The sequence below is a fragment of the Thermococcus indicus genome (assembly GCF_006274605.1).
Classification (GTDB): Archaea; Methanobacteriota_B; Thermococci; order Thermococcales; family Thermococcaceae; genus Thermococcus; species Thermococcus indicus.
Genome location: NZ_CP040846.1, coordinates 1,539,766 through 1,560,076 on the forward strand (window position 1 = coordinate 1,539,766; position 20,311 = coordinate 1,560,076).

19 protein-coding genes and 2 pseudogenes are annotated in these 20,311 nt (G+C 53.1%); 9 read left to right on the forward strand and 12 right to left on the reverse strand.

The genetic code is table 11. The annotated features are described in order from the left end of the window. Nucleotides 1-22 precede the first annotated feature (22 nt). The gene (locus FH039_RS08415; protein ID WP_139680951.1) at nt 23-1,336 is read right to left on the reverse strand and encodes an RNA-guided endonuclease InsQ/TnpB family protein; all 1,314 of its coding nucleotides are present in this window, start codon (nt 1,334-1,336) and stop codon (nt 23-25) included. A gap of 163 nt (nt 1,337-1,499) precedes the next feature. Further along, a complete protein-coding gene (locus tag FH039_RS08420; RefSeq protein ID WP_139680952.1) occupies nt 1,500-2,888 on the reverse strand; it encodes a dolichyl-phosphate-mannose--protein mannosyltransferase in 1,389 nt (462 codons plus the stop codon). Nucleotides 2,889-2,949: 61 nt separating this feature from the next. On the opposite strand from FH039_RS08420, the gene FH039_RS08425 reads away from it, so the two are divergent. Then, the gene (locus FH039_RS08425) at nt 2,950-4,101 is read left to right on the forward strand and encodes a methyltransferase domain-containing protein (protein ID WP_139680953.1); all 1,152 of its coding nucleotides are present in this window, start codon (nt 2,950-2,952) and stop codon (nt 4,099-4,101) included. On the opposite strand, the gene FH039_RS08430 is transcribed toward FH039_RS08425, so the two are convergent. Continuing rightward, nucleotides 4,096-4,284, reverse strand: coding sequence for a PCNA-inhibitor (locus tag FH039_RS08430; protein WP_139681771.1), 189 nt, complete (start codon nt 4,282-4,284; stop codon nt 4,096-4,098). The two genes, FH039_RS08425 and FH039_RS08430, sit on opposite strands and share 6 nt — an antisense overlap. A 159-nt stretch (nt 4,285-4,443) precedes the next feature. Between FH039_RS08430 and glmS the strand changes: the two genes are divergently transcribed. Continuing rightward, entirely contained in the window at nt 4,444-6,252 is a 1,809-nt protein-coding gene (glmS, locus tag FH039_RS08435; protein WP_139680954.1) for a glutamine--fructose-6-phosphate transaminase (isomerizing), read from the forward strand. A 10-nt stretch (nt 6,253-6,262) separates the two neighbouring features. Beyond that, nucleotides 6,263-9,127 (forward strand): peptide transporter, encoded by a 2,865-nt coding sequence (locus FH039_RS08440; RefSeq protein ID WP_139680955.1) that lies wholly within the window; start codon nt 6,263-6,265, stop codon nt 9,125-9,127. Nucleotides 9,128-9,133: 6 nt separating this feature from the next. Here the strand turns inward: FH039_RS08440 and FH039_RS08445 are convergent, their stop codons facing one another. The 4 genes and pseudogenes from FH039_RS08445 to FH039_RS08460 all read right to left on the reverse strand — a co-directional run bounded on the left by FH039_RS08445 (nt 9,134) and on the right by FH039_RS08460 (nt 10,769). Continuing rightward, nucleotides 9,134-9,538 carry a ParB/RepB/Spo0J family partition protein gene (locus tag FH039_RS08445; protein ID WP_206206150.1) on the reverse strand — a complete coding sequence of 135 codons (405 nt, stop codon included), beginning with the start codon at nt 9,536-9,538 and terminating at the stop codon, nt 9,134-9,136. Continuing rightward, nucleotides 9,535-10,205 (reverse strand): annotated as a pseudogene (locus FH039_RS08450) (class I SAM-dependent methyltransferase). The gene FH039_RS08445 and the pseudogene FH039_RS08450 overlap by 4 nt, the downstream one beginning before the upstream one ends. Next, on the reverse strand, nt 10,206-10,487 hold the full coding sequence (locus FH039_RS08455; RefSeq protein ID WP_139680957.1) for an MTH1187 family thiamine-binding protein: 282 nt from the start codon (nt 10,485-10,487) through the stop codon (nt 10,206-10,208). Further along, nucleotides 10,488-10,769, reverse strand: coding sequence for a MoaD/ThiS family protein (locus FH039_RS08460; protein WP_139680958.1), 282 nt, complete (start codon nt 10,767-10,769; stop codon nt 10,488-10,490). Nucleotides 10,770-10,830: 61 nt separating this feature from the next. Between FH039_RS08460 and FH039_RS08465 the strand changes: the two genes are divergently transcribed. Next, complete coding sequence (locus FH039_RS08465; RefSeq protein ID WP_139680959.1) at nt 10,831-11,583, forward strand: hypothetical protein; 753 nt, start codon at nt 10,831-10,833, stop codon at nt 11,581-11,583. On the opposite strand, the gene FH039_RS08470 is transcribed toward FH039_RS08465, so the two are convergent. After that, the gene (locus FH039_RS08470; protein WP_139681772.1) at nt 11,546-12,220 is read right to left on the reverse strand and encodes an adenylate kinase; all 675 of its coding nucleotides are present in this window, start codon (nt 12,218-12,220) and stop codon (nt 11,546-11,548) included. The genes FH039_RS08465 and FH039_RS08470 overlap by 38 nt on opposite strands. Nucleotides 12,221-12,329: 109 nt before the next feature. On the opposite strand from FH039_RS08470, the gene FH039_RS08475 reads away from it, so the two are divergent. Next, entirely contained in the window at nt 12,330-12,839 is a 510-nt protein-coding gene (locus tag FH039_RS08475; protein WP_139680960.1) for a hypothetical protein, read from the forward strand. Here the strand turns inward: FH039_RS08475 and moaC are convergent. The 4 genes and pseudogenes from moaC to FH039_RS08495 form a co-directional block, all read right to left on the reverse strand. Next, on the reverse strand, nt 12,824-13,303 hold the full coding sequence (gene moaC / locus FH039_RS08480) for a cyclic pyranopterin monophosphate synthase MoaC (RefSeq protein WP_139680961.1): 480 nt from the start codon (nt 13,301-13,303) through the stop codon (nt 12,824-12,826). The genes FH039_RS08475 and moaC overlap by 16 nt on opposite strands. A gap of 783 nt (nt 13,304-14,086) precedes the next feature. Then, nucleotides 14,087-14,616 (reverse strand): annotated as a pseudogene (locus FH039_RS08485) (stage II sporulation protein M). 19 nt (nt 14,617-14,635) lie between these two features. Then, nucleotides 14,636-14,848, reverse strand: a complete 213-nt coding sequence (locus FH039_RS08490) for a hypothetical protein (protein WP_139680962.1) — start codon at nt 14,846-14,848, stop codon at nt 14,636-14,638. Between the two features lie 41 nt (nt 14,849-14,889). Further along, nucleotides 14,890-15,135 (reverse strand): hypothetical protein, encoded by a 246-nt coding sequence (locus FH039_RS08495; protein WP_139680963.1) that lies wholly within the window; start codon nt 15,133-15,135, stop codon nt 14,890-14,892. A gap of 166 nt (nt 15,136-15,301) precedes the next feature. On the opposite strand from FH039_RS08495, the gene FH039_RS08500 reads away from it, so the two are divergent. From FH039_RS08500 to FH039_RS08515, 4 genes are read left to right on the forward strand one after another with little or no spacing between them, the layout of a single operon-like run. Then, the gene (locus FH039_RS08500; protein WP_240703199.1) at nt 15,302-16,279 is read left to right on the forward strand and encodes an ABC transporter permease; all 978 of its coding nucleotides are present in this window, start codon (nt 15,302-15,304) and stop codon (nt 16,277-16,279) included. Nucleotides 16,280-16,283: 4 nt separating this feature from the next. Next, nucleotides 16,284-17,207 (forward strand): ABC transporter ATP-binding protein, encoded by a 924-nt coding sequence (locus tag FH039_RS08505; protein WP_139680964.1) that lies wholly within the window; start codon nt 16,284-16,286, stop codon nt 17,205-17,207. Beyond that, the gene (locus tag FH039_RS08510) at nt 17,204-19,387 is read left to right on the forward strand and encodes an NEW3 domain-containing protein (RefSeq protein ID WP_139680965.1); all 2,184 of its coding nucleotides are present in this window, start codon (nt 17,204-17,206) and stop codon (nt 19,385-19,387) included. The genes FH039_RS08505 and FH039_RS08510 overlap by 4 nt, the downstream gene beginning before the upstream one ends. Next, nucleotides 19,384-20,307 carry an ABC transporter permease gene (locus FH039_RS08515; protein WP_139680966.1) on the forward strand — a complete coding sequence of 308 codons (924 nt, stop codon included), beginning with the start codon at nt 19,384-19,386 and terminating at the stop codon, nt 20,305-20,307. The genes FH039_RS08510 and FH039_RS08515 overlap by 4 nt, the downstream gene beginning before the upstream one ends. Nucleotides 20,308-20,311 lie beyond the last annotated feature (4 nt).

The window sequence follows — 20,311 nt, forward strand, 5'->3', positions numbered from 1 at the left end:
GAAGGGCGAGGGTTCCAACGAGCTAACCCCTCGCCACAGACAGGGAGGTTTGAGGGGTTTTCATTAGGGAACCCGTTAGAACGGGTTCTTCGAACCCCTCGGGGAGGGCCTTCCCCCCGTTACCCCTACCTCCCGATAAGGCCGGAAGGCTTGGGGCTATCGTTTTGAGAGCCTTCTTCAAAATGTTGAAGGCACCAACCAAGTCAGCATTGAAGATAAGTCCCGTTGCGGGACACTTAAATAATCCTCTAACAAAGCGAGCCCCCTCGTGAGGCTTCCCGCAAACGGGACAGGTTTTAGAAGTGAAAGCCTCATCCACAACTTCAACAATAATACCATACTCCTCGGCGACTTCTTTGAGTCGTTTGATGACGTAATTAAACCGCCAGACGTGGGAGAGGAGGAAGTTTTGTTTTTTGCCCTTATCAGAGTTCCTTGCGATCCCCTTAGGATAACCCACGACAATCCTCGAAACTCCCAACTCGTGGAGCCTCTCTACGGTTCCTCTTATGGCGGTGTTAATGTAGTGTCTTGCCTGAAGTTTGGCTTTTTTATGCATCCTCCTGAACTTCCTGCTCGTCTTATAGCCGGAAACGTTGAGTCTCAACTGGTAATCAGCGATTTTCTTCTGCCAGTAGAAGGTGATACTCTTGAGTGGTCTTCCGTTCACGAGGAAGCTCTCACCGTTTTCAACGTAGACCGCCATAAGGTTGTTTATCCCCAGGTCAATTCCAGCGGAGAGGTTCCCTTTAGGCTGTCTCGGGATTTCAACCCATTCTTCACCCCTGAGTTTTTCCCCGACAGTGAAATTGATATAGGCGTACCATTTCCTTCTTGCATCGTCGTAAACCACCTCGAGGCGTCCCTGCTTACCCTTCAGGTGAATTTTCCCCTTGAACTGGATTTCGAGACGTTTGAATTTGCCAATACCCATCAAGATGAGTTTATTCCCCTCAATCCGGTATTGAGTATTTCTCAGGACAATGAACGGCGTTCTTTTCCCGTTCTTTTTCAGGTAACCTGGTGGAGAGGGTTTGTTATACCATTCGGGGAGTTCTCCGTTTCTCTTCTTTCGGAGAAGGGAAAAGAAGCTCCGCCAAGCTTCGGCGTTCTTTCTGGCGATGGTTTGGACTGTTGCGGAACCGATTTCCCTTTTGAACTCCTCGTAAACGATTTTCTGAGTCTTCAAGAAGTCTATTGGTTTTCCTTGGAAGTACTCCTGTCGCCTGAGGTAGTTTACTCGGTTCCAGGCTCTGGCTCCAGCGTCGGCTAACTCAAAAAGGAGTTCTTCCTGAGTTCTGCTCGGTTGGAGTTTTACCGTCGCCGTTCTCTTCATTTCAAGTCCTATTATGGTTTTTAGGGTTTAAAAGACTGTTGCTTCCCTATTCAACGACTCGTTGGGGCGTTTACTACATCCCCGCCCTAAAGGGCGAGGTTTTCGGAGGAAAGTATATAAAAAGCTAAACCCGTAACTCTCCGTAGTTTCGACGTTGAACGTCTCACCTCCCCAGCCTCAGCCTTATCCTGTCCTTTATCTCCAGCAGCCACTCCAGGTAGAGCCAGACTGACTCTCTGAAGGCCTCCCAGCGAAGGAGCTCGTTGAGGGCCACGCCCATGACCACCGCCGCGGGGGGAACCAGGGCGGTTGCGTAGAAGCTGAACTGTGTCGTGCCCCCGAGTGCGTACTGCAGGAGGAACACAGCCACGGTGCTCCAGAACACCCCGAAAGATGCCAGGATTCCGGATTTTTTCCTGTAAAGCCATGGGAGGGCAAGGATGAAGAGCACCATCGCCAGGAGGAGGAAAGGATCGGTCTGGGCGAAGATGTCCGGGTTGTAGTGCAGGGCGAAGGCCTTCTTGTTTATGAACCACTCCCAGACGGGAGAGGCGGCGGGATGGCTGCCTTTGTTGGAGAGATGCCATCTGAAGCTTCCGAGGAATTCGTCGAACCACTTCTTCGGCCCGATAGCCGCCATCGCCGGAACGTTCGGCAGGAGGAATCCAACCGCTGGAAGAACCGCTATCGTCACGAGAAAGCTGATGAGGTTCCTCTCCCTTTTGAGGGCCCTCCCGAGGAGGACGGGCCACCCAAAGGCGCCGCTGAGCTTGGTGGAGCCGGCGAGTCCTATGGCAAAGGCCGCGGGGCGGTCCCTGTCGTAGGCCAGGAAAAACACGAACAGGGCGACGAACAGGGCGACGTGGATGTCAAGCATGGCCACCACGGACATAGCCTGGAGGGTGGGGTCCGCTACGGTGAAGGCCAGGGCTATGAGGGCCGCCAGATAGCTCCCGCTTACCCGGTAAGTCGCGAGGACGACGAGGAGCTCGATGAGGGCGAAGGCGATGATGCCGGGTATGCGCCAGTTTATCGGGCTGTCGCCGAGGAGAAGCATGCCGAGCATTATGAGGTCCTTCCCGAGGAAAGGATGCTCGGTGTTGAGGTAGTTCTGGATGTTGTCCTTGTCGGGATACCAGTAGCCGGGAACCGTATAGTAAGCCTCCTCGGGTATTTCCCTCCGGACCTCTTCAAGGAAGGGCCCGAACTCGTCGGGGGGGAGCTCAAAGTAAACGCCCGGGAACTTGAGGTACTCCCTCTCGTAGGTTGCCCCGTGCCCCATGGCGATTTTCTCCACCCGGTATTGGTATTTTATCCGCATGCTCTGGTTGGAGAAGATGACGTTTACCCCCCGGGAGCCCGTGGTCTCGTTCACGTAGGTCAGATCAACGCCGAGCCTGTGGAGGATGTTCCTGCCCGCGGGAACGTACCAGACCTCATCCCCCACGTAGTCACGAAAAACGGGCTGAGAGGCAAAATCGTAGAGATACCACAGGGAGCCGATGATGGTGACGGCAACTATCAGAATGAAGGCTATCCTTCGCCACTGCATTCTACCACCAGGCAGGAATATCGCGGGCAACGTTTTTAAGCCTCTCCCCTTAGGCGAAAACATGTTCGAAGGGATAAGCGAGGAGAAGGTCAGGGAAGCTGTGGAGCTGATTAAAAAGGGCTATGACGAGAGGAAGCTCCGCGCAAGGCTCGGCAGTGACTGGGAAATCATTGCGGAGATAGCCAGGGCACGGATCAGGGCGAAGGACAAGTTCTCGCGAGACGACCTCTGGATGGACCTTGAGGGCCTGCGCTACTCGACCCATGAGATAGTCGCGAGGTACCGCTCGGAGCGCCTTGAGAAGGCTGGCGTGAGGAGCGTAGCGGACGTTTCCTGCGGTATCGGAATTCAGCTTATATTCTACGCCATGAAGGTTGAGAGGGCATACGGGATTGACATAGACCCCGCAAAGGTCGAGTTCGCCAGGAGAAACGCCGAAAAGTACGGTGTCTCGAACATCGAGTTCATCAACGCCGACTCGCTCGCCCCCGAGACGGTCGAGAGAATCGACGCCGAGGTGGTCTTCTCAGACCCCGCCAGGCCCCCGGAAATGCCCGAAAGGCGGCTGGAAGACCTCCTGCCCAGTCCGCTGAGAATCTACGAAGCGTACAAATCCAGGGCAGATGCGTTCATCTTCGACCTCCCGCCGCAGATAAGGCGCGAGAGGATACCCTGGAAGGGGGAGTTTGAGTACATAGACCTCTTCGGGGCCCTCAACAGGCTGACCTTCTACACCGAACCCCTCGCCGGGGCGGAGAGGAGCGCGGTTGTTCTTCCCGCGGGGGCAAGGCTGGAGAGCAATCCAGACCTTGAGGACATCCTCGAATGGACAGAGGAGCCCGGCGAGTACCTCTATGAGGTTCCGCAGGCCGTTGACTACGCCGATCTGCTGAACGAGCTGTTCCACGTTCTAAATGGGGAGGCCAAAATGCTCCTCCGCGAAAAGAGACGCGTTCTTGCAACGGGCGACGCGCCCCTGAAAAGCCCGTACCTCAAGAGAACCTACGCCGTGGTCGGCGTTGTCCCGTTCCACCCGGTGAGGATAAACGATTTCCTCAGGAAAGAGGGCTTCGGAAGGGCCACGCTCAAGCTCAGCGTCCCCCAGGAGGAGTACTGGCAGGTTAGGAAGAGGATAGAGGCCAACCTGAGCGGGGACAGAAGGGCCTTCGTCTTCAGGGTCGGGGACATGGCAGTTATTGCGGAGGCCTTATAATTCTTCTATCCTTGCGTTTCGTATCTTTTTCGACCCTATGCGGAGCCCCTTGAAGTAGTCCACGTATTCCTGTGGAAGAAAAGACTCCAGACTGGTTGATTTCAGCCGCTTCTTTTTTCTCCTCCGCTCCCCAGGAACCTTCGGGGGAGCCGCCTCGAGGAACTCATCGAGCGTCCCCTTCATCCAACCACCCTGAATGGGTAGCCCAACAACTATAAAGGCTTTTTCCCAATCGACGGATGAACCAAAGGACATATTAATGCCTGAAAATAGCCCCCCTGAGAAAGGCTTTTAACTCTCGACGGTTTATCAGGGAAGAGAGTAATAAAGCGGGTGGTTGCCGTGTGTGGAATAATAGGCTACATCGGAGATAGGGCCGCGTGCGAGGTAATAGTCAAGGGGCTCAAGAGGCTCGAATACAGGGGGTACGATTCCGCCGGTGTTGTAACTGAGGACAAAGGAAAGCTCTTCATAAAGAAGGGGGCCGGCGCCATAGACGAGCTCACCGAAAAGCTCGGCCTCCTTGAGATGCCCGGGAAGAGGGGAATAGGCCACACCCGCTGGGCCACCCACGGCGTTCCAAGCGATGTTAACGCTCATCCCCACACCGACTGCACCGGGAAGATAGCGCTCGTTCACAACGGTATAATCGAGAACTTCGCCGAGATTCGCGAGTACCTGCTCTCCAGGGGGCACGCCTTCAAAAGCGATACCGACACCGAGGTTATAGCCCACCTGATAGAGGAGGAGCTTAAGAGCGCCCCCAGCTTCGAAGACGCCATGAGGAATGCCCTCCTGAAACTGAGGGGCTCCTTCGCGCTTGGCATAATCTACGCCGGGGAACCGGACCGGCTCTATTTCGTGAGGAACGAAAGTCCCCTCGTCCTTGGAATAGGGGACGGCGAGAACTTCGCGGCCAGCGACGTGCCGGCCTTCCTCGAGTACACAAACAGGGCCATCTTCCTCGACGACGGTGAGTACGCAGTCATAGGAAAGGACTTCTACGTTATCAAAAAGCTCGCAACCGGCGAGGTCGTTGAAAAGCCTGTCCAGAGGATTGAATGGACGCTGGAAATGGCCGAGAAGTCCGGCTATCCACACTTCATGCTCAAGGAGATATACGAGCAGCCGAGGGCGATAAAGGACGCAATCCACGGCAACATCGACGCCGTGAAGAGGACGGCGAAGGAGATAGCCCGCTACGAGAAGATATTCATAATCGCAATGGGCACCTCCTACCACGCCGGTCTCGTGGGCAGGTATCTCTTCCAGAGGCTCGCGAAGAGGGTTCCGATCGTTGAAGACGCAAGCGAGTTCCGCTACGAGTTCGAGGATCTGATAGACGAGGACACCCTCGTGATAGCGATAACCCAGAGCGGGGAAACCGCCGACACCCTCGCGGCGATGAAGCTGGCGAAGAAGAGGGGTGCCAAGGTTCTCGCGATAGTCAACGTCGTCGGCAGCATGGCCACCCGCGTGGCGGACATGACCCTCTACACCCACGCCGGACCGGAGATCGGCGTTGCCGCGACCAAGACCTACACCACCCAGCTCACCGTCCTGACCATGCTCGCCATCGAGCTCGCGAGGGTTCTCGGAACGGCGGATGAGGCGTATCTCTCCTCCCTGGAGGACGGCCTTCAGAGGGTTCCCGACCTCGTGGAGAGCGTCCTTAAGCACGACGCTGCCCTCAGGGAACTCGCCGAGAGTCTCGCGGATAGGAGGGACTTCTTCTACATTGGAAGGGGCATAAACGTGCCAACCGCCCTCGAAGGGGCTCTCAAGCTCAAGGAGATAAGCTACATCCACGCCGAAGGTCTCAGCGCCGGCGAGCTGAAGCACGGACCGCTGGCCCTCCTCGAAGAGGGCGTCCCGGTCGTCGCGGTGGCCCCGAGCGGGAAGACCTTCGACAAGATGATGGGCAACGTGGAGGAGTCGAGGGCGAGGGGAGCGTTCATAATCGGCCTGGGGGACAGGGAGGAGCTGAGGCGCGTCTCCAGCGCCTTTATCGAGATGCCCGGCATCGACGAACTGCTAACCCCCATCGTGTACATCATACCGCTCCAGCTCATCGCATATCACCTGGCGGTTTTGAGGGGCAACGACCCCGACAAGCCGAGGAACCTGGCAAAGTCCGTTACCGTTGAATGAGGTGATCCGGATGGTGAAAACAGAGATTAAGGAAAAGCGGAAGAAAAAAGGGGAAACCACTCCCCTCCCTGGGTACTATCAAAAGTTCAAGAGCTACGGCCTTCCGCTGATAGCACTCCTGCTCGCATATCTGGGCTTCAAACTGAGAAACATAACCTCGAACTACAAGACCTTCCTTGACCCAGATACGTTCTTTCACTACGAGATGTACAGGCAGGCCATAACCGAGTGGATTCCCAAGTATTTCGCCTACGCCGACCCGCCGGCAGGAGTAAAAGCAGGCGGCTACCTCGGTCTCTACACGGTCCAAGCAATATTTTACAAAATCGTATCCATATTCGGCTACGACCAGCTGGGAGCGTTCAAGCTCTGGCCCCCGTTCGTTGGGGCAATGACCATTATAGCAGTTTATTTCCTTGGAAAGAAGCTCCACTCCAGCTGGGCCGGCCTCTGGGCAGCCGCGTTTATGATGTTCTCCTACGCCAACTTCAGCAAGACCTACTCCGGCAACAACCGCGGTGAAGGTCCGTTCATGATGTTCTTCCTCTACGCGGTGCTTTTCCTCCTGATATACCTCGATGAGAAGAAGTGGAACTGGAAAAAGGTAGCGGGAGGGGTCCTCTTCCTCATAACTAGCGTTCTCTACATGGCGGTCTGGACCGGAAGCCAGTTCGGTGTCGGAATTCTGCTCCTCTTTGCAGGGCTTACAGTGGTGGTCTTTTTCACCTTCGGAATGATGGACGCCCTTAAAAGGTTCGTGGGGGACTTTTTCCCGCTCTTTGGGCTTTCCCTTGTTATGGGACTGGCGTTCTCGTACACCAGGCTAGTGGGCATCAGAAGCTTCCTCGTGTTTGCTATTGAGGGCCTTGTAGCCCTGAGCGCTCTTGTCGCAATAATGATCTACGGCGAGCGGATAGGCCTCAACTACTCCGACAAGAAGCACCGGTTTGGAACCATCATCGCCATAGCAATCCTTGGGTTCCTGGCTTTCTATGGCTACTTCGGCAGAGACCTGCTCAAGTTCCTCGGAAGCGCCTCCCAGTCCAACCCCCTCTACCAGACGGTTGCTGAGCTCGCCAGGACGGACTGGAAGACGATAGCAGCTTACTACAGCGTCAAGAGCAATGACGCCATAATCTTCATACTATCCGTCGCCGGATTCATTACAGTGGCTGCGAGGTTCGTGAGGAAGCTCGTTAAAAACGACCTGACAGGCCACAGGGAGATATTCATGGTGTCATACTACGCCGGCTCCCTCTACCTGCTCCTGCTCGCGGTTCGCTTCGTGTTCCAGGCTTCGGGAGCCATACTCCTCATGGCAGGCGTTGCGATAGGCGAGGCGTTCCTCTTCGTGGAGAACATGAAGGAGAGCGCCACGACCAAGGCCCTCTACGCAATCCTGCTGATAATCCTGTTCCTGCCACTGCCCATAATCGGGGCCCAGTACACCGGCAACATCGCCAAAAGCACGGCCAAGGGGCAGGGTTCCGTACCCGCGGACTGGATGAACACCCTCAACTGGCTGAAGGAGAACAGCCACCCGCTCGACAGCGCAACGAGCTGGTGGGACTACGGCTACTGGATTGAGTCAAGCCTCCTCAGCCACAGGCGCTCCGCCACGGACGGTGGTCACGCCTACGACAGGCGTTACATAGTCGCGGACTTCTTCTCCCACTACGGCAACGAGAGCGAGCAGGACTTCGAGGCCTGGGAGCTTAACTACCTTATAGTCTGGCAGCAGGACATATACAAGTTCAACGCCATAAGCTACCTCGGTGGTGCCATAACCTACGGAGAATACCGGAACGCACCGATGTTTCAGGTTGTACCAATGCAGTACATTCAGTATGCCAATGAGAGCGGAAAGATAGTGGTGTACATAAACACCGGCCAGGCAGCATATCAGCCCGTCATGACGGTTGATCTCTTGGACGGCAGGATAATAAACGGCAGGGGAGACATACCCTACGTCCTCTATCTCTCCGGCAACTACGGCCTCCTGGTGTACCACAAGATAGCTTTCAGCAACTTCGTCAGGCTCGCCTTCCACATTCCGTACTCCTTCGAGCCGTGGGACGCTCAGAAGCTCTTCGCCAACTTCAAGCCGGTCCACAATGACGGTGGAGTTTCCACCTACGAGTTCAGGCCGTTCGCGGTTTACAGAATTGACAAGTACGAGAACGGCACCTGGAAGGCCTTCTACAGCACGACTGGAGGAGGAAAACTCCCGCTCGGAGAGCAGAAGCTCAGACTCTGGATTTCGGCCTTCGGCAGGGACGTTAAGGACGCGACGCTCATCTTCGAGGCCTACAACGGAACCGAGCTCATCAAGAGGGAGACCCTCGCCGAGGGCCTCAGCATAAACCACCTCAACGAGAGCCCGGTCGAGGTCAGCCTCTTCGTGCCGAACGCCACGGGCTACCGCTTCATCCTGGTTCAGGACGGCCCCGTTGGGGTGCTCAACGGCGAGCCCAAGGTGGACGGGAAGGTCGCCAATCCGAGCTACATACTCGACGAAGGGCAGAGCGGCCAGCTCGAGCTTAAGGCTGCGTTCAGGAAGGACTACAGCGACGTGGAGCTTGCACTCAGGGCGAGCATAGTTTACTACGTCGCCCCCAACGGCAAGGACATAGAAAAGGACGAATTCTACCTCGAGCCCCACCAGGACATCATAACTTACGTTCCGGTCAAGGAGCTGAGCGTCAAGGCCGGCGACAACGTGATAAGGGCGCAGGCATCGATGCCGTCCGATGTTTTCAGTGCGTACATCGAGAAGCTCTACCAGGAGTACGGAGAGGACAAGGTTGTCATAGTCAAGAAGCGCGTGGAGCCGGTGTTCATAACGAAGAAGGAGTACGTAATCTGGGAGGGCTGAGCCCTCCTAATCCCTGACTATTTTTACCCCTCCAAGGTCCTTAAGCCCGCTCTTCTCCGCGGTCCTCACAACCCCCGGCAGGAACCGAACCTTCGGCCTTAGCACGAGCGCCTCCACCTCCCTGAAGCCCAGCTTCCAGAGGGCAAAGGCCCTGTGGTGGCCGTCGAGGATATAGTAGCGCCCCCCGTAGGGTATGACCGTTATCGGGGCATCGTACCCGTGTTTTATCTCCTCCAGCACCACGAGAAGCTTCACCTCACTGAGCTCCGCCTGTGTTGGGACGAGAAGCTCCACAGGTAGGAAAGAATGCTCTATCTCAAAATCGATACCGTAGGCCGCCCTGTATTCGTTCATTATGTGCTCCGCGCGTTTAAACGCCTCCTCGCGGGTTATGAGCCGTATTCTCCTCAAACCTTCCTCCCCCTGACCGCCACGAACGCCGCGAGATTCTTGCATTTCCTGTGGCACTTCCTGTCCGTTTTCTCAGCCAGCCCCGTGAAGGGCCAGAACGATGGGAAGAATATTACCCCCGCGCTCTCAACTTCCCCGAATCCCGCCCCCAGGAGGAGCTCCTCAAGCTCGTCGGGAGTGTAAAAGCGAGCATAGCGATAGGCGGTTTCAACGAAGAGGCTCTTAAGCCGTTTGAAGAGGAACCATGCGCTGCGTCCGTTCATGGTGCCGATGACCGCCTCACCCCCGGCCTCAGGACGCGGTAAATTTCGGAGATGACTTTTTCTGGCTCGTGGATGAACTCGAACATCGTGACGCTCAGAACGAGGTCAAAGCTCCCCTCCGGAAACGGCAGGCTGTAGGCGTCTCCCCTGACGCAGTTCAGACCCTTCGAGCGCGCTACCCTCAGCATTCCCTCGCTGGCGTCGAGGCCGACGACGTCGAAGCCCATTCTTTTGAGTTCCAGGGTGTAGTTCCCGGTCCCGCAGCCGAGGTCGAGGGCCCTTCCCCTTCCGGTCCGCAGCATGGAGAATATCAGCCATTTCTCCGTTCTGTCCACGTAGCGGCCCGTCTTCGTCCGGTACCACCCATCGTAGCGTTCGGCTATCCTGTCAAAGTACTCGACCATTCAGACGCCCACCTTGCCCTCGATTGTCAGCGGCTTATCAACGCGGTCGTCGATTTTGAGGCTTATCACGACGCGCTTTGCCCCAGCTTCCAGAATCGCCCTGTGGCATCTTTTAACCAGTTCGAGGATCTCATCCACCGGACCCTCCACCACCGTCCCCATCGGACAGACTTGGTACTTCAGCCCGCTGGAGGCTATAACGTCGATAACCGGACGCAGGTACTCCCCGACGCTGGGACTCTCCGTGCCGAGCGGGAAGAGGCAGAGCTCCGCGACCGCCATTCAACCACCCCCCGCGGGAGGGAATATGTGAACCACATCTTCCTCGTTCAGCTCGGTATCGAGGCCCTTGAGGTGAAGAACGTTGTGACCGTTGACGAGGACCATGCCGTCTATGGGCTTATCCGGGCCGACGCGGGGCGTTCCAAGGAGCTGCCTCTTTATCTCCGGAGTATAATGCTCGGCGAGGTAATCTATGAGCTCGTGGACGGTCCTCACCCCGTGAACCTCAATCTCCTTTTTCCCAATTATCTCCCTGAAGGTTGCGTAAAACTTCACCCGCATTAGGTTCACCGAAAGGATTCCGATGGAAACCCTTAAAGTGATTTCGCCGTAGAATCATCAAATGACAGCGCTAACCGTTGAACCCCCCGAGTACTATCCCGTGGTCGAGAAGCTCTTCGCGGGCCCTATACAGGACGCCCTCGAAACCCTAGGTGTGGAGCTCGTTGGCATGAAAGTCGGTGTGAAGCCGGTTGGGAGGGTTATAAAGCTGGCATTCCTCTTCGAAATCCGCAGGCCCGAGACGTTTCTTCCCGGCGAGCTGGACTCGATAATATCGGGCCTCCTTGAGAAGCTGGCCGAGGACGCCACCCGCACGTTTGGGAGGCTGTACGACGCCAGGTTTCAGGTGGCGGGATTCAGAACCATAGAGGCGGCCAGAAAGCCGCGGAAGGAAGAAGAAATCAGCCTCGTGGTGAACTGTCCCGATGATATCCGGAGAACGATAGAACGGCTGGGGAAGGGACTTGTAATCTACCTGAAGGACAAGCGGGTTGAATTTTCCACCATCACGTTAACAATGCCAGTGGATGGAAGGCCCAAACTGACGATCACCTTGCTCGTTCCGGAGAAAAAGTCACCGCATGATAAGGAGGCCCTAGCAAAAGAACTTGAACGCAAGTCAACCTCATACCTCAGGACCCTCAACGCTGGATACATATCCGTAGAGGCCAAGGTTCTGGACCCGGGCGACAAAAAGATAGGAGTAATCATGAAAAAGCTCGACGAGATAGAAAAGGAAGCGGAGGAACTCTCAAGGATGGACGACATAAGGGAGCTTATGAGCGTCCTTGGAAAAGGGACTCCCGAGAACTGATGTAATCCAGTAGAGGACGTATCCTCTTCCACACCTCTTCCACTCCCCCGTTCCCGTCCACTCTGACGTATATTCCCTTCCCCCTGTAGAACTTTATTATCGGTTCCATGTTTTTTGCGTATATGCTGTATCTGCGCTCGACGATCTCAGGCATGTCGTCCTTTCTTTGAACAAGCCGTCCCCCGCAAAGGTCACATATACCTTCCCGCTTTGGTGGATTGAACCTAACGTGATAGACGGCACCGCAGCTGGAGCATATCCTCCTGCCCGAGATCCTCTCGATGCTTGTTTTCAGGTCTACGAATATCTCCATCGCAAGGTCCAGCTTGATTCCATGATCATAGAGGTAGTTCTCGAGGGTTATCACCTGTTCGGGAGTTCGTGGGTATCCATCGAGGATAAAGTTGTGTCTCTGCCTGCGGAGCTTTGATATTATCAGGGTGTTCACTATCGTGTCGGGTATCAGCTCACCCCTCGACAGGTAGTTGTCCATCTCAACGCCAAGGGCGGTTCTCTTTTCGATCTCCGAGCGGATTATGTCCCCCGAGGAGATATACGTCAGACCGTAGCGCTCGACTATCCTTTTGGCATGGGTGCTCTTTCCACTCCCAGGAGGACCAAAGAGGAGTATGTTCACGGACACCACCAGTGATTTTCTCTGTACTTCTTCATTGAAATATTTTTTGAACCTCCACCCGATAAATTTAAATCCCCGATAGTGTCTCCATACTAATGAGCTGAGTACTATGATAATCTGGAGGTTCCTGGGCCCGAGCTATCACATAAGGGTCCTCAAACTCGACAAGTTCAAACCGGAGGAGATAGTTGATGGGTTCCGCCGGAAAGGAGCATACGTCTTGGAATTTCAAAGGGACATTGATATCGAGCTCGCCATAGAGTCGTTCATAGCCTCGAGCTACGGGGACTACGTTTACGTGCTGAAGTTCCCGAAGGGCCGGCTGTTCTTGGCGAGGCACACCAAACGGCTCCATGAAAAGAAATGGCCAAGCTCAGGGCGCTACATCGCCCGCGATGAGAACGGGCTTAAGCGCCTCCTTCTGAGGGAGGTCTCCAGGAAATCCATGGTCGTCATGGAGGTGCCCCGCATCATAATCTGGGGCACCGTGTGGTGGCTCGTCTGGAGCTACTTCAAGGAATATCCGCTCGGAACGTTCCTGCTGTTCTTCCTCGGTTTCCTCCTCGACGACCTCTCGAAGGCCCTGGAGTACTTCGTCCTCGGCTACTGCAGGGATTGATTCGTTCCTTTCACCTTCTCGACCACGTGAATGCCCTCGATCCTCGTGAACGGATACTGGCCGTTCTCATCCTTCTCGACGGCTTTTACCATGTCCCAAATCGTCAGCAGGGCGGCGGTAACGCCGGTTAGGGCTTCCATCTCAACCCCCGTCTTGTAGGTGGCGCGAACCTCGCAGGTGGCCTCTATGTAGTCATCACCGAACTCGAAGGAGATATCAACCCCAGTGAGCGGTATCGGGTGGCAGAGCGGAATCAGCTCGGGCGTTTTCTTAACGGCCAGGATTCCCGCTATCTGGGCGGTGGCTATGACGTTCCCCTTCTGCGTCTTCCCGGATTTTATCAGCTCGATGGTCTCGGGCTTCAGTTTTATCCTGCCCCTGGCGGTGGCCTTCCTGAAAACTTCCGTCTTATGGCCGACCTCCACCATCTTAACGCCCTTTTCATCAACATGGGTCAACTCCATGGTCTCACCACTCCCCCTCTGTTCGGGGAGGATATAAAAGTATGTGGAGCATGGCTAAGTTTTGTTGTTGAAGTATGCGAATAACAGCCCGGATATCCTTGAGAATAAAACCCACCATAACCCAGGGAAGCGCATCCCAATGGAGATTTTTGGGATCTTCTCCCCAGTCAACCGGTAGCCTGCGAGGACTATCAACGCCAAGGTAGCCATTTCTAAGATTACCACCATCGAAAACCTGCACAGGAGGGTATATACCCCTAACTACTTTCAGCTGCTTCTTCTCATTGAGACACCTTCGGAGTCCTCGAAAATGATATTGGTGAAGCTAACCCCCGGTGACAGATCAGCGTGGCCCGAGTGCGGCTGCCATTGCCCCGGCAGGTTGTGCTCCTCAACATTTCGGGGCTCTTAATTATGTGCACTCAAACAAAATCCACAGGAAACCGACCAAAGCTCCAATACTGAGTTTCGCGAGCTCCGTACCAAGCTCCTATTCACTCATCCCGGCTTTCGACAATTCAGGTTAAGATTAAAAATGCCAGAGAAGCTATGACCTCAGTTATACCTGCAATTTTTAATACCACTGGTTTCTTGGGTCCACCGACATCCTCTCCCTAAACGCAAGGTATCTAAAAGAAAAATGGTGCCAGTAAAAGTTGGTCCCCCAGTAGACATTAGTATTGCATTGATTTTTCCAAACATTTTTCTCTCACTGCCATTAACACTAAATTAGTGTCTGGTCATTATAACAAATCCTATTCCGAGCCTTCTTCCACATTCCAATCACGCTAAGCTTTCGGCGATTTTAAGTGTTATCGTGCTCTCAATTAGAGCAGCGATGAAAATCAAGACTACTGAAATCGCCACAAGCTTGAAGAACTCTTTAGCGTCTTCTTCGCCAATAATCTCTTCCTTCTTGCCCAAAGCAAACCTTAACAGTTCGCAAGGAATTTTAAAACCAGCAGCACCAGCAATAATTAAGGCTGGAATCTCAAAAATGCCATGAGGGAGGATTAGGAGTAGGTTTTTATTAAACCTATCTGCTCTATAGTAGTTTTAACGGCTGAACCTAAAATCATGCCGTTAAATGCTAAATCCAGCAAAGTTATCCCTCCAAAGGTTAAAGCGCCTGACCAGAGTAAAAGTGCAACTTTAATGTTGTGTTTGAAGAAGAACAAAAAGCCCGGATTAGAATTATCAAAAGGATCAAAGCCAAAATAAGCGGAATAATCATTGTGAGAAGCTGAAAATAAACCAGAAATAATTCCAAAAATAAAGAAAAGCATGGATGCATAAATCAATCTTCTAATCATTTTATCACACCATTCTGCATTATGTGTTTGTCTCTTTGCCTTTGTAATGTTTTAATATGACTGCTCCCCCAACGGAATGAAAAGCTAGTACTGGTAGGAGCACCATTAATGCTACCTTCGTCATGTCTTCAGTGGTGTAGCCCTTGATCCTCGTTAAATATAGAAAAATCGTTATTGCCATAATCAAACTAGCCCCGTAGAGTGTCAGGAATGCTTTCTTCTCATCCTTCATTGACCTTCACCTCAAAGACTAAAAAAGTTAAAAAGTTGAAGTCACAACCCAATCCCTACAGCTGCTACAATGCCTACTCCGGTTGCCCCAAGCAATGCAAGACCAGCAAGACTACTCTTAGAAATAGCAGCGGCTATTATGGCCCCAGAAGCTCCTGTAGCTGCAGTTCCCATGGCTTCTGAGTGTGTGATTTTCCATACTATAAAGCTTTCATGCTCAGCAGCTCCTCCAACTACCATCCCAATTGCCATCAACACCAATCCTATAACTAAAGCCTTCCTCCACATTTGAGACACCTCCAATTTTCCATCCGCAGATACCATATATACTATTTAAAGTTTCCTCCATAATTATTGTCGCTGTGTTTTTTTTTCTTATAATTTTGTTTGAACAAGTGACAATATACAAAAGGTAACTATTTTAAACAAATTAATCGCCATTCAAGAACCGGTGATGAGTGTGAAAGCCATCAATATAGCGATGAAGGATTTCGAGGTCAGTATCAGAACAAGAAAATTTCAAATAATAATAGCTCTCTTTGCAATAATCTCTCTGGGGATGATTTACAGCTCAAAAAGACTTGGAATAAGTGCGGACTTATATAAAACGCCTTTCCAAATGCTCTTTCTCTCAAGCTTCTCCAATGCGTTCAACTACTCAGTGGCTTTGTTGGGAATTCTCCTCGGAGTAACTGCAATAAACGAAGAAATTGAAAAAGGAACCCTGAAATTGGTAGCTTCAAGGCCAGTATATAGGGACGAAATAATTGCTGGCAAGCTCCTGGGGGGTTTGTTAACCCTTAGCGTAGCCCTAGCGTTGTTCTATATCTTAACAGTGGCTTTTGCACTAATCTCAGGAGTTCCAATAACCAGGGATGACCTGATGAAGTTTTTAGCAACTTTTCCCTTCAGCACGCTCTATGGATTAGTTTTCTTGAGCTTAGGGCTGTTAATTTCAACGCTCATTAAAGAATCTAAAAATGCTCTAATAATGTCAATTTTCCTGTTTGTCTTCTTTGGCTTTTTACTTTCAGTAATCGCTGGGATAGTAGCATTTGCAGTGGCTGGCTTGCCTCCAGTTCCCAACATCCCGGAGAACACTACAGATCTAACCGAAGATCAACTTCAGGAGATATTCCTTAAAGACCCAGCATATCAGGCATGGTTAACCAAACTGACAATAACAGCGGAGAGAATCCTTTATATCTCTCCAAACTATCATTATCAGGAGATAATCAGGATGCTCTTTGGAGGAAGGCCTCAAATTAGCGATATAATATCGGCCTTAGCTTATGAGCAGAGTGTCGTGGAGGAAAGGTCAATCGTAGAGAGCCTTGAACTGGTGTGGGAAAATATCGCCACACTACTTGTTATGCTCATTTTGCCTTTTGCAATGGCTTATACAAAGTTCATGAAAGCTGATTTGAGGTGATAGCATGTACGCTATAGAGATTGAAAACCTCGCGAAGAGTTATGGGAATTCTAAAGCTGTCGACGATTTAAGTTTGAATGTGCATCAGGGAGATGTTTTTGGATTTCTTGGACCAAACGGCGCTGGAAAAACTACGACGATACTAAGCATGTTGGGTCTAGTAATCCCTGACAGTGGAACAGTAAAAATATTGGGATACGACATCTTTAGAGATCCCATAAAAGTTAAGGATAGAATTGGGTTTCTCCCGGAGAATGCCACTGTCTATGGCGAGCTCACCGCTTGGAAGAACCTCGAATTCTTCGCAAACTTTTACAGAATGAGCAACGCTGAGAAGGAAAAGCGCATAGGGGAGCTTCTCAAGCTGGTCGGTCTGTGGGACGCCAGGTACAGAAAGGCCAAGACTTTCTCCAAGGGTATGAAGCAGCGCCTTCTCCTCGCGCAGGCGCTGATAAACGAACCGGACGTGCTCATCCTCGACGAGCCGACCAGCGGACTCGACCCGGAGGGAGCGTATCTGGTGAAGAGCATAGTGAGGGAAGAAAGGCGCAAGGGGAAAACAGTCTTTTTCTCGTCCCACATACTGAGCGAGGTTGAGGAGCTGAGCGACAGGGTGGGGATCATCGTCGGTGGCAAGCTCAGGGCCGTTGGAACGCTGGAGGAGATAAAGAGGGAGTTCATGGAGCTCGAGGGCTACGAGATAAAGGTTGAGACCAAACAGCCAATTCCGGAGCTTGATCTTGACGGAATAATAAGGATGGAGAGGATTTCCAACAACAGGGCCATAATATTTGCCACGGACGATATAAGGGAAGCCGTATCCGAGTATCTCGCCGGTAGGGGGATAACCATTGTCAGTCTTGAAATAGAGGAGCCGAGCCTTGAGGACGTGTTCCTGAAGACAATCTACCGGAGGGGGGAGAAATGAAAAAGGTTGCGCTGGCCGTTTTAATGCTCCTGGTTGTTTCAACCCTCCCAATGGTCAGTTCCGAGCCGTGGATAAAGGTTTTTGAAGGCCGGGTAAAGGTGGGGGAGAGTCTGGTTATCGGAAATTACACTATTGAGGTTACGCTGGAGAAACCCACCATGGAGCCGTGTGCCATAGTTTACCGGGGGAAGGATATTCTCGACATAGCAAGGCAGTACGAAGTTAAAACCACAGGGGATCTAAGGGTCGTGGTGGGGAGCCACGACAGCTCCCGCGATGATGTTCTGTTGCTGGTGTACTACAAATCCACTGAGGTTAGGGAGCTTAAACCTTCTCCGGGCGGGGTCTTCAGCGTGAATGGATACAGGGTAAAGGTTGTATCCTCAGCCGAGAATGAGGTGGTTCTGGACATCAACGGAAGCCGTTTGAGCGTTGGTTCCAACTCCACCAGAACTTATGAATCGCTGGCCTTCGCCTACAACAATTCAATACTTAAAGTGTACGCCGTGACTGTAAAACCCACCCTTGAAGCGAACGGGGATTACGAGGTTTACTATCCGTTCAACGAGGTAACCCTTCCGCCCTCGGGAGAGGCGGACATTCCCATCACCGTTCACAATACCAGAAATGAAGAGCTCACGCTCCTCGTAAATGTTCTGGAGTTCCCGAAGGGATGGAAAGTTACTGTTGTTGGGGGCAACGGCTATGCGGTTGGCTCCATCAACGTTCAGCCAGGAGGATCCACAACCCTCACCCTCCACGTTGAAGTTCCGGATTCCTACGAGGGAACGGGAAGTGTGGTCGTAACAGTGGGGGACCATGTGGTAACCCTAAAGATTTCCGTCGTTGCGGAGGGCTCCCTGAAGGTTGATGTCCCCGTAACCGTCGTGGAGGTGGAGGCCGGAGAGACCGTCGAGTTCCCTGTAAAAATCACCGGGGGAAAGGCTCAGCTGGTTAGCCTGAGCGTCGACGGGATGCCATCTGGATGGAGCGCCTACTTCCTCTTGGGGGACAAGAGGGTCAGAACGCTGTCCCTGGACGGTGCCGTCCAGGTTTTCCTGGTGGTGGAAGTTCCCAGGAATGCGAGCGTTGGAAACCACTGGGTGGACTTTTCAGTTGGTGGAAACGAAAAACGCGTCGGAATCTACGTCTACAAAACCCACAGGGGAGAGCCGGGAGAAATCGAGGTAACGGTCAGGGACGAGGAAGGAAACGCCGTGAAAGGTGCGAAAATAGTGGCCGGTGACAAGAAGATTCTAACCGATGCCTACGGAAAAGCCAAGCTCAAAGTGCCTCCTGGGAAATACGAGCTGAGGGTGGAAAAGGAAGGCTACGAAGGCACCACCGAGGCGCTGAGCATTGACGATGGGGAGAAGAAAAGCCTTGAAGTGACCCTGACCAAGTTGCCCTACTACTTCCAGGTCGAGGGCGAGGGGGATACACTCACTGTCTCCACTGGATCCGTAGGCTCGTACTCGCTGACCATAAAGAATCTCGGAAAGAACGAGGATACCTACTCCTTATCGGTTAGGGGGCTTCCCGAGGAGTGGTCCGTCGAGTTTTACTACGCCCAGAGTCCCGTTAGGAGTGTGAGGATAAATCCTGGGGAATCAAAGGACGTGACGCTGAGGATAATACCCCCTTACAACGCCCTCCCAGGCGACCACAACCTCACCGTCGTCATCAGGGGTTCGGATGGCGAAAAGACGGTCGAGCTCCTTGTGAAGCTCATCGGTGAGTACGAATTCCACATGTACCCCGACAATCCAGTGGTGAGCATAAAAGCCGGGCGCGAGGGAGTCACGTACGTTTCGTTGGACAACACGGGCACTGCTCCAGTAACCAACGTGAAATTCGAGGTCAGCACTCCCCAGGGATGGGAGGTGAGGGTGGTTCCGGAGGTTGTTCCGGAGCTGGGCTCGATGTACATCAGTCGCCCAAGCGGTTCAGAGGTGATTTCGAGCACCCAGAGAATAACGCTCACCATAAAGGTTCCAAAAACGACACCCGCCGGGACGTATCAGATCACCATCACGGGCAAAGGAGATCAGGCGCAGGCCAGCACCCAGATAACGGTAAGGGTGACCCAGAGCTCAAAGTCCGCCTACATCGGAGTCCTGATACTCATCCTCACTTTCGGCGTCGTGATATGGATGATGAGGAGGGTCGGCAGGAGATGAGCGTCGTCAATATAGCCACAAAGGAGCTTTACACCGCCGTCAAGAGCAAACGTTTCGTTATTTTAATCTCCATATACGTCCTCTTTCTTCTTTTGCTGGCCTATTCAATCAAGGACGATGTGACGAGGTTCACCGAGCCTTCCGTCGGTTACAACAACCTGGGACTGTTTGGGGCTGGGGGCAACATGTACATGACCCCCCTATCGTTCATGCTCTCGGTGAACTTCACCTTCTTCACGATACTCGGCGCGATAATGGGGGCGGCCCTGGGGGCGGATGCAATCAACAGGGAACTGGAGACGGGAACGGTTCGCGTGTTGCTGGGCCATCCGGTTTACAGGGACGAGGTCATAAACGGGAAGTTCCTCGGCAATGCCATTCTCCTTTCCGTGGTCGTGTTCTCAGGTTACGTATTCACGGTGGCCTTTTTGATGATACTTGGCATTCCCCTGGACGGTGAATCCGTGTTCAGGGGTTTTCTGGCTTTTCTGGTCACGCTGATATACACCCTCGTGTTCCTGAGCTTCTCACTCCTCCTCTCGACGGTGTTCAGAAAGTCCGAGAGCTCCATGCTTGTGGCAATTGGAACCGCCGTTTTCATGACGATGATATACGGCCTTCTGGTATCGCTGATCGCGGAACACCTCGCCGGGGAGATGCCCCCGTATGGAACCCCGGCTTTTGAGGCCTGGAAGGAGGGGGTAAAACTGTGGGAGGGGCGACTCCACTTCATAAACCCCGCCCACCATTACGCTTCCCTCATGATGGCAGTGTTCTCAGGCGACCCCGCCGCCAACTACTACACTCCCATGGGGGAGGCATTTGCACTCGCCATCAACAACCTGGCCATGCTGATGGTCTTTCTGCTTCTTCCCTTTGCAGTGGCGTACGTCAGATTCATGACGCAGGATCTTCGTTAGAACT